At 65.7% G+C, this 2,060-nt stretch carries 2 protein-coding genes; both read left to right on the forward strand.

Translation table 11 applies throughout. The annotated features are described in order from the left end of the window. Positions 1 to 119: 119 nt before the first annotated feature. Positions 120 to 527: a DUF3846 domain-containing protein gene (locus ACFW3F_RS18360; protein WP_388059862.1), complete on the forward strand. Its 408-nt coding sequence runs from the start codon at positions 120 to 122 to the stop codon at positions 525 to 527. Between the two features lie 238 nt (positions 528 to 765). After that, the gene (locus tag ACFW3F_RS18365; protein WP_388059864.1) at positions 766 to 1,290 is read left to right on the forward strand and encodes a hypothetical protein; all 525 of its coding nucleotides are present in this window, start codon (positions 766 to 768) and stop codon (positions 1,288 to 1,290) included. The last annotated feature ends 770 nt before the right edge of the window (positions 1,291 to 2,060 follow it).

Raw genomic sequence — 2,060 nt, forward strand, 5'->3', positions numbered from 1 at the left:
ACTGCCCGGTGTATTGCGTTGTGCGACATCTAGAAAGTTGTCGGTGGGTGTGGTTAGTGTGTGGGTTAGTTCCGGTTGAGACACACGGTCTTGCCGGACTTCAACCGAGAGGGGCCGTCATGGCTACTGCTGATGTGTCGGGTGTGCGGATCGATACTGAGGGCGCGGTGTCTGCGGTGATCGCCGAGGGTGGCGACACCCTGAGCATGTTGCAAGCCGGAGTCGGCGGGTACGTCGATGTGGTGCGCCTGCCCGCCGGGATCGATATGTGGGTCGGTGATGAGGCCGCCTGCACCCAGCCGGTCAACGCCTGGGCGTCGCTGCTCAACGATCTGCTGGGCGGTCAGCCGGTGATCTGGGGGCCGGTGGTGTTCGCCTCGTCGACCGACGACGGGGAGACCGTGTCGCTGTCTGCTGAGCAGGCCGCACGGTTGGCGGCATGGTTCGCCGATGAGGTCGAGGCTCCCGACGTCGCGGCGGCGATCGCCGGTTTCGGCGGTGTCGAGACCCCGGTGGGGGTGCAGTGATGCCCGCCCCTGCTGCGCCCGCCACACGTGGCGTTGCCGCTGCGCCTGCTGCGTGTGTGTGCTGGCGGGTGGGCACGGTTCCGCACGCGGGGCACTGCTGTTTCGACGGTCCCGCCGAGGCCTACCAGGACGACGCCGTACTGCCCCCGTGCGGGCACTGGCACCCCGTACTACCGATCGAACAGACCAACCCGGTTGAGACACACGGTCTTGCCGGGGAGATGGAAAGGAAAGTCGCATGACGACAATGGAAGTCAGCCACGGACTCAATGGGCACGCTGCCGAGCAGGTGTGGCCGTCGATCGGTGAGGGTGTGTTGAATCTGCCGAACCCGATCACCGATGCGGGGGCGTGGGTGCCCGCTGAGGATGTGCGCCGGGTCGAGGCCGAGGTCGAACGGTTGCGTGCTGAGTTGCGGCGCGCCGAGCTGGATCGGGACACCGCCCGGGACGAGGCGTCGTGCCTGGCGAGGGAGGACCGGGCACGCAACGAGGCAGCGTGCGAGTGGGCCGATGACAACGATCTGTGCAGCCAGTTCGAGCAGTTCTGCGATCAATTCGGCTGGCAGGGCCGCGTCGACGACCTCGAGGTCACCGTCGATGTGACGGTTCAGGTGTCAGTGTTGCTGTCGGATGTCCCGCGCAACGAGCAGGAGAGCTATTGCTTGGATCAGCGCATCGACGACGAGGCCGTGCGTGAGCGGCTACGTGAGGGCAGTTTCTCGCTGACCTCGACATCGGTCAGTGATTGGGACCGGACCTAGGGCTACGTCAGGTATCTGACTTCCGCGCTGAGTTCGGGACCTCTTTAGTAAGGGGCTCCCTGCGCCGAATGTGCGGGTGGGGCCGCCGCCGCCCAGCGACAGCGGCGGCCCCACGTAGGCCGTCTTGTAGTGGACGCGCCACTGGTCCCATTGCGGATGTCGTTCAGCCTCGCTCAACTCGGGTCCGACGTCGCGGAAGATGTCTCGCTTGCCCGAACATGAGGGGGAAGGGGAGAGAGGGTGCAGACGTCGGGGGTCTCCCTCTCTCCCCGGGGGCGCGCGAGTGCAGTCAATACCGAGGGGTCTGGGGAGATTTCCCGGAAGGACTCGCACCGCGCGGGGTCACGATAGCAAACCGTCGATCCGCTGTCGCGGCGGGTGATCCGCCGGCCTTTTGGTTGCATGTGCGAGTGTCGGTCGCGTTGAGCGTAGATTTCCGTAGGGAATTGGTTGTGTGGCAATGGGTTTTAATTCTGTTGTGCGGTAATATGTTTCATATGGAGTCAGAGAGCGCCCGCAGGGCGGTCGGTGGGTGTGGGTGCAGGGTCGGCCGCAGGCCGACACGCCCCCTGTCGATGACCGTTGCTCGGTCCGAACGTGCTAGACTGGTCGACATGAAACACAGTGCACCACAAGCACACTCCCGCCAGTCGACCGTAGGTCGATGGGAAGCGGGACAGCGAAACGCACGCCACCACGGCGCCGCTTGCGGCGCCCCTTCGGGCGCGCTTGCGCGCCCGTACCCCCGACGGGGCGCTTGCGCCCCGGAG

It is taken from the genome of Gordonia sp. NPDC058843 (assembly GCF_042743165.1).
In the GTDB taxonomy this organism is placed as follows: Bacteria; Actinomycetota; Actinomycetes; order Mycobacteriales; family Mycobacteriaceae; genus Gordonia.

Bases quoted from the DNA above. Each gene is read 5' to 3' on its own strand.
- ACFW3F_RS18360 (WP_388059862.1), top strand. From the start codon at position 120: ATGGCTACTGCTGATGTGTCGGGTGTGCGGATCGATACTGAGGGCGCG.
- ACFW3F_RS18365 (WP_388059864.1), top strand. From the start codon at position 766: ATGACGACAATGGAAGTCAGCCACGGACTCAATGGGCACGCTGCCGAG.